This is a genomic window from Streptomyces luteolifulvus (assembly GCF_008806595.1).
GTDB lineage: Bacteria > Actinomycetota > Actinomycetes > Streptomycetales > Streptomycetaceae > Streptomyces > Streptomyces luteolifulvus.
The window spans coordinates 38846-46071 of record NZ_VZRB01000046.1 but is presented as its reverse complement, the minus strand read 5'-3'; the positions used below and the strand labels follow the sequence as shown (position 1 = coordinate 46071).

The window sequence follows — 7226 nt, the reverse complement described above, 5'->3', positions numbered from 1 at the left end:
CCCGTGGCGAGAACGTGTGGAATGCGGGACGTGAGTCACGCGTCCCTGCCACCCCATAACGGGGTGTCTGGACGGAGGAGTCCACCCCAGCAGCCAGCTGGGCACTACCTCCAAGCCCGGCCCTTCAGGGCCGGGTCAAGTTGACCCCTGCCTTTCATCGGCCGTGCGGCCGCCGCCGCGCGAAGCCGGGGCGGGCGCAAGCCGGTGTCATGCCTGCTGTGACGCTCGGCGGCGCCGCAGGAGCCGGGCGATCGCCGACGTACGGCCCGTTGCGTCCCGCCGCACGGCCATGCCGACGGCGAGCAGCAGCGCCAGACCGTTGAAGAGGTCCGGAATCCACACCGGGGCCCCGGCCAGTTGCAGTCCTTTGACCCCGGTCGCCAGGACGTAGACCGCTATGACGGTGCCCCACACGTTGTAGCGGCCGCCGCGGAACTGCGTCGATCCCAGGAACGCAGCGGCGAACGCGGGCAGCAGATAGCCGGGGCCGATGCTCGGGTCGCCTGTGGCCAGCCGGGAGGAGACCAGGGTGCCTGCGGCGGAGGCGATCACCCCGCAGGCGATCAGCGACAGCACGACCGTGGTGGAGGTGCGCACGCCGGCCAGGCGCGCGGCGTCCAGGTTTCCCCCGGTGGCGTAGACCCGACGGCCCGCGGGAGTACGTTCCAGGACGTACCACACGGCCAGTGCCACGAGCACCAGGAAGTAGACGGGGTGGGTGATGCCGAACAACTGGCCCGTGGCGAGTTCCTGGTAGGCGGCTCCGAGGTCGAGGATCTGCTGGCCGTCGGAGATCCAGGTCGTGATCGCCAGCAGCACCGAGGACACGCCCAGGGTCGCGATGAACGAGTCGATCCGGGCGCGCACGATCAGCAGTCCGGTCGCCAGGCCGATGGCGGCGCCTGCGACCAGCGTGAGCGTGACGGTCGCGGGAATTGGCAGGTGCTGGGACAGCAGCCACGCCGACAGGATCGAACCGACGGCGACCTGGGACCCGATCGCCAGGTTGAAGACACCGGCGGACAGCGGGATGACCAGGCTGACCGCGGTCAGTGCCGTGATGGCCTGGTCGTCCAGCATGGCCTTCCAGGTGTCCCCGTCGAGGAAGGTGCTCGGCACCCAGAGGGAGAACAGCACAAACAGCGCAGCGAAGATGTAGAGGGCGCTGATGCTGCGGAAGGACAGCGCGTCGCGGAGTCGGTGGCGCGGGCGCGCACGTTGGGGTGACGGGTGCTCGGTGAGTGTCTCGGTGTCTTCGATCACGGTCATGTGGCTCATCTCAATCATGTGGGTCGCTGGGCGCGGACGTCGTGGACAGCCCGAGACTTTCGCTGATCAGGCGTGCCTCGCTGAGTTCGTGGCGACTGAGTTCGGCGCTCACCCTGCCGTCGCGGAGGATGAGGACCCGGTCGCAGAGATCGAGGATTTCCCTCGTGTCTGTGGAGGAGACGAGGACACCTGTGCCCGCCGCCCGGGCTTCGGCGATCAGTTGGTGAATCGCGGCCTTGGCTGCGATGTCGACGCCCTGGGTGGGCTCGTCCAGCAGCAGCACCGCAGGCGCCATGCGCAGCCATTTGGCCATCACGATCTTCTGCTGGTTGCCACCGGAGAACAGGCGCAGCGGCCGGTCCGGCTGCGGCGGACGCAGCGCGACGCGGTCCGTCCAGGCCCTTGCCTCACCCCGTTCTGCCGCCCGGTCCAGGCTTCCGAACGCGCTGCGCAGCGGACGCAGCCAGGGAAGGGTCAGATTCTCCGTCGCCGTCATGGTCATGACGGCGCCCTGCCGCAACCGGTCGGCGGGCACATAGGCCAGTCCGTGCCGGATGCTGCGGGCGGGGTCGGCGGCTTTCAGGGGACGTTCGAAAGCGGTCACCGTACCGGCGTGCCGCTCCATGGCGCCGAAGAGGACGGCGGCCAGGTGCTCGCGCCCCGAGCCGAGCAGGCCGCAGACTCCGACGACCTCGCCCTCGTGGATGTCGAGGTCCACGCCGCGCAGGACGTCGGTGACCAGGCCACGGGCCCGCAGCATGGGGCGGCCGCGCTCGTCGGCGTGTTCCATCCGGAACTCGGCCAACTCGCTTCCCGCGATCAGGTCCACCAGTCTGTCGTGGTCGACCTCGCCCGCGGGGACATCGGCCACGAGCCTGCCGTCCCGGAGGGCGACGACGCGGTCGGACAGCCCGAGTACCTCGTCGAGTCGGTGGGAGATGAAGACGACTCCCGCGCCTTCGGCGGCCACCGTGCGCACCGCGTCGAAGAGCAGCTCGGACTCGGCCGCGCCGAGTGCCGCCGTCGGCTCGTCGAGCACCAGCACGTTACCCGTCGGTGACCAGTCGCTCATCGCGCGGGCGATGGCCACGAGGGTCCGTTCGGCCGCCGTGATCCGGGCAATGGGCTCGGTGACGTCGAAATCGCCGCCGAACCGCCGGATCATCCGTTCCGCGGCGAGCAGCTCCTCGCGTGACTTGGCCGGCCAAAAGCCACGCCGCCCGAGCGGGCGGGCGATGTCCAGGTTCTCGATCGTCGACAGACCGGGCACCAGGCCGAGGTCCTGGTGGATGAACCGTATGTCCCGGTGCTCGATCACGGCGCCCGGGTCGGGTGTATGGATGCCCGCCAGCACCTTGACCAGCGTGGACTTTCCCGAGCCGTTCTGTCCGACGACCGACACCACGTCACCGGCGTTCACCTCGAAGCCGACGCCGTCGAGGGCTTTGGTCCCGGCGAAGGATTTCGACAGCCCGTGAACGCGCAGCAGCACTCGCGCAGCGCTGCGCCGATCCTGGCTCGCCGATGTGTGGGCGGGTGCGCCGGGCAGGTCGGCGGTGCGGGGGCCCTGAGAATCAGAGATGCCCATCAGCCGGCCTTTCTCGCCTTGGCCCAGAGCTCGGAGAAGCGCTGCACGAAGTCCGGGTATGCCGAGAAGCCCTTGCTCACGTCGCCGGGAAGATCTTCCTTGGTGATCAGCTGCAGGGGCACCTCACCGGACTTCTGCGCGTCGGTGAGGGGCTGGTCGGTGGCCAGGCGCACGGCCGCGTCGAGCTGAGTGAAGGCGAGAACACCTGCGTCCAGGCCGACCGCGGCGTCGATGCCGCCGTTCTTCATGTCCTGCAGGTTGGCCGGCACGGGTGCGGAGCCGGCGATCTTCACCTCGGTGATGCCCGCGCTGCGCAGCGCGGGTGGCAGGCCGGTGGCGGTCTCCAGGCTGCTGAAGAGGGCGATGTCGGTGTCCGGATGGGCCTGAAGATCGCTGACCACTCGGCTGGGCGCGGTGGTGCCGATCGTCGACAGGGGAATGTCGACGTAGCGAACTCCGCATCCCGGGCAGTTCTTCTTCAGCTCTGTCGTGAACGCCTCCGTCGAGACCTTCGTGAAGTCGAGTTCCGGATTGCGGTACCAGACGATGTTCGCGTCGCCGCCCGCGGTGACGATCGCCCAGTCGGCGAGGATCGTGCCCTGCCGCTCGTAGTTGATCGGCCCGTTGATCGACGCATCGATGCCCTGCTTCGGGCCTCCCATCACGCCGGCACCGACGATGGGGATGCCAGCCTGGTTGGCCCTCCTGATGCTCGCGCCGACCGAGCCGAGGTTGACCGCGGGAAGCAGCAGCGCTGCCGGGTCGTCGGCGGTGATCGAGGAGAGGGCGGTCTGCACACCGTCGGCCGAGTGGCCCCCCTTGACGGTGTCGACCGGCACTGTGCCCATGGTCTTGGTCCCCGTGCCGTAGAGCTGGGCCAGCAGGGCGCAGAACGGGGAGGCGCACTGCATGAAGGCGATGCGCTGACCGGGCGCCAGTCCTCGGGTCAACGGCTGATCGACGGGGAAGCGCGTGGGCTTGGAATATGTCTCGACCACCTCCTTCGCCGCCGCCAGATTCGCGTCGCCCTTCGACGCCTGGGAGCCGCTGGTGCCGTCGCCGTCCGCGGCTGCACAGCTCGTCACTGTCAGACAGGCCGCGACGGCCATAGCCGCCAGGGTCCGAATCCCCCAAGGGCGCGGGACGGCTCTGGGCACTCGGGGCCTACGAACATCGCTGGAGATGGACATCATTGCCTCTTCTCGCCGCTGGCTGCGATCCGCGGCGGGAACAGCCGCCGATGCTCCGAGCAGGCCCGGAGCCACCGACCGCGTCGTCGTCCCTGCCGACGGGGTGTAGCGGTCAGCTTGGCTGCACCGACGGGCCACGGCATCGTCCACTCGACGCGCCTGAAGTGGCTGTTTCGGTGAAAGGACCCGCAAGACCCGGCAGACCGCGGTACGACATTGGTCGCATCGGGACGCAGCCACCATTGAGGGCAGGCGCACGGCGCGAAGTGCCGCCAGGTCACGCTTTCACGAGTTCTTTCCTGATCAGGCTCTGGGAGAACGCCGGGACGGCCAACTGCGCCATCCCCGGCGCGCGGCGGCACCGGGGGGAATGGACAGCGGACAACAGCCACGCTGGGGGCCATGAGGTGCCGGGGCCCCGGAAGCCGTGACGGCAGCGAAGGCCGACATCCCCCGCGGCCCATACCGGTCGGCCCCGCTACCGCCCCCGCCCCAGTGCAGCGAACAGGTGGGTCCCGGCGTGGTCGGGCCCCGGGCGGGATGCGGCATACATCAGGCGGTGGCTGGGCCCGGGAAGGATGTCGCGGTCTTCCAGCAATTCCCCTGCAGCACCGGGCATGACTGCGCAGACGAATGCGCCATGGTCCGAAGTGTCACTCGGGGCTCGGAGTCGGTGCCGGCGACGTACGCGCACAACGTGGGCGGGGAGCGGAGCGGTGTGGACGATCGCGTAATTCCCCATCGTCGTTCCCCATGCCTGCGGTCACGTAACTCCCCACCGTCCTGCCTGGTTCGCGCGATGGTGTGAGTCGTTGTGTGCTGCGGTGATCGAGATGCTGACGACGCTCGCTGCCGTGCAGGGTGCACCGGCTATGCGGGCGTCGCTAAGGTGCGCGCATGCGTTCGAGTGCCGAGGAATGGGATCTTGAGAGGTTCGGTCCCGGTGCCCGCCGGTGGCTGGCAGGCTTGTTCGTGGCGCGTTTCGTGGTGGTGGTCCTGGTGGTCGTCCCTGCGCTGTGGCGCTGGCTGGACAGCGCCCCGCTGCTGGGGGCGGCGTCGGCAGCGGTGCCCATGGAGGGCGGCACCCGCTGGGGAAGGCCGTACACTGCCGCCTACTTTGTCTCCCTTGCCCCGGCGCTGGCCGCTGTCGGCGGGTATCTGTCCTGGGCAGCCTTCCGCAGGCCCAGCAACCGGATGCCCACGCTCCTTCTGGTCGCCGTCGGTGCCCTGGTCGTCGGCCAGTGCGGGTTCGTCACTGCAGGCTGGGGAGAGCCCACAACCGAGGACGCGTTGGACGAGAGTCTGGACCGGGCCGGCATCAGCCTGTGGGGCCATGATGTCATCGAGCGCGGTTGGTACGTCGGCTATGCAGCGCTGGGCGCCGGCTTCGGAGCCGCCGTATTCGCTTCGACCCGGGCCGCTCACCAACACGCATGGTTCGCGGTGCTCCTGATCCCCGCCGCGCTCTTGCCATGGCTCCTGCTGTCCGGCCCCCACCTGTCCTTTCTCTGACCGCCGACGCGTCACTGCGTCGGGAGCCACGCCAAGGTCCCCTGTCCGAAGTGTCCTCACGACCGGCGGCCCCGAGCTGGCGTCCCCGTGGAGAACCTGGCCATGAGGGTGGGAAATTACGAGCAGGTCGTCCCCCTGGCGTACGACCCGGTGCCATCCGGCCCCGGCATCACCTTCACCATCAGCCGGCACACGGCAAGGTGGTTGGCGGCCACCTCGTCCTGCGCGACATCCCCTACGCACACGGGAGCGAACGGTCTGCTACGGCACGCTGGTGTCGGAGCTGTCCTTGGCCGACGACGTCGCCACCGTTCCGGAGACGCACGTGACCAAGTGGTGCGGAACAGAGCCGTGCGGCCGGCAAGTTGACGTTGCCCACCTCATCGTCCGAGTGGTAAGCCTCGTCCGCGCGGCGTGAGGCCCGGTCGGGCGGGCCTTTGGCGATCGGGGGCGGACCGGACCCAGCCGCTAGCCTGCATGGTCATCCCAAAACCGGAGCAGACACGCCAGGTTCGTGACACCGCCGGGGGGGGCAGTCACCGAACTGCCGGGCGCAACCGGCAACCAGCAACCAGCAACCAGCAACCAGCAAAAGGGCCCTACCAGGCCCGCCCCTCACGGATACCCAGCCCGCACCTCATACTCGTGCCTCCGGGATCATCGTCCTCGCGTGGCATGGCTTCCACCGCGCCCCAGGAATTCCGTCACCCATTGTATTGAGCGATATCACCTCCGTAGTCTGGCAGTTGTGGACGCGCTAGCCTTGCTCCTCACTGCCATCGGCACTATCGCCGGTATTGTCAGTGCCTACTTCGCCTACGTTGCAATCCGCCACCAGCTGTCAAGAAGACGCGAGTCGCTTCCGCTCCGACGTGTTCGTCTCCTACAGTCACCATGATGCCGAGTGGGTGACGGCCTTCGTCGAACGACTGCGCGGGGCGGGATTGAGGGTGGCCTCCGACGAGATCGTGCTGAGGCCGGGGGACGTACTCGTCCACTCTCTTGAGGAGGCGATTCGAAACTCGGTGCATGGCCTGCTCGTCTTCAGCCCGGCGTCGATTGACGACGGGTGGACCAAGCAGGGGTACGCCGCGCTGATGCAGCGCTCCATCGAGACCGGCCAACGGTTCATCCCTGTGCTGTTCGGGGCCGCGGAACTGCCGGAGTTCGCTGCCAACCGCCGTTACTGCGACTTCCGTGGGGTGGACGGCCACGAGTACCAGCGGCTCGTTGCCGCCCTGGTCAGTGCCATACGAGACGAACGACCGGAGCGCCCAGCCTCGCCTCGTCCGGTGCCTGGGAGCGGGGTGCGCCCGGAGGGGCCGCGTCGCTTCGTTCTGCAAGTGGCCGTTGACCGGGTCGCCTTCGGGCACGAGGGCGGAGTGGCGATCGAGCATGAACCGTCCGTAGCCGGCACGCGCCTCGACGACCTGGTATGGCGCCTGGACAACGCACGCCGAAGTCCTGCGCGCGCGGTCCGGAGCGCGGGCAGCGAGGGCGGGACAGAGGGGCTACTGACCGAGTGTGGCCGGGAGTTGGGCAGACTCTTCCTGTCCGGTCCGGCGGGGGAAGCCCTAGCCTGCGAAACCTGACGCACCTGCGCCGGGCACTGACCATACGGGAGGACCTCGGCGACCTCATCGGCATAGCCAACTGCCATCGAGAGC

6 protein-coding genes are annotated in these 7226 nt (G+C 68.8%); 3 read left to right on the top strand and 3 right to left on the bottom strand.

Features of this window, described 5'->3' with window-relative positions; translation table 11 throughout:
* Nucleotides 1-207: 207 nt before the first annotated feature.
* The 3 genes from F7R91_RS37425 to F7R91_RS37415 are packed head-to-tail and all read right to left on the bottom strand — an operon-like array spanning nt 208 to nt 3966.
* Nucleotides 208-1269, bottom strand: coding sequence for an ABC transporter permease (locus tag F7R91_RS37425; RefSeq protein WP_191971812.1), 1062 nt, complete (start codon nt 1267-1269; stop codon nt 208-210).
* Nucleotides 1270-1279: 10 nt separating this feature from the next.
* Nucleotides 1280-2857, bottom strand: coding sequence for a sugar ABC transporter ATP-binding protein (locus F7R91_RS37420; protein WP_150957683.1), 1578 nt, complete (start codon nt 2855-2857; stop codon nt 1280-1282).
* A complete protein-coding gene (locus tag F7R91_RS37415; protein ID WP_191971811.1) occupies nt 2857-3966 on the bottom strand; it encodes a sugar ABC transporter substrate-binding protein in 1110 nt (369 codons plus the stop codon). The genes F7R91_RS37420 and F7R91_RS37415 overlap by 1 nt, the downstream gene beginning before the upstream one ends.
* 978 nt (nt 3967-4944) lie before the next feature.
* Between F7R91_RS37415 and F7R91_RS37410 the strand changes: the two genes are divergently transcribed.
* From F7R91_RS37410 to F7R91_RS37405, 3 genes are all read left to right on the top strand, one after another.
* Complete coding sequence (locus F7R91_RS37410; protein WP_150957679.1) at nt 4945-5559, top strand: hypothetical protein; 615 nt, start codon at nt 4945-4947, stop codon at nt 5557-5559.
* A gap of 115 nt (nt 5560-5674) precedes the next feature.
* The gene (locus F7R91_RS44445) at nt 5675-5977 is read left to right on the top strand and encodes a DUF6791 domain-containing protein (RefSeq protein ID WP_408056096.1); all 303 of its coding nucleotides are present in this window, start codon (nt 5675-5677) and stop codon (nt 5975-5977) included.
* Nucleotides 5978-6467: 490 nt separating this feature from the next.
* Nucleotides 6468-7151, top strand: coding sequence for a toll/interleukin-1 receptor domain-containing protein (locus F7R91_RS37405; RefSeq protein WP_230989832.1), 684 nt, complete (start codon nt 6468-6470; stop codon nt 7149-7151).
* Nucleotides 7152-7226 lie beyond the last annotated feature (75 nt).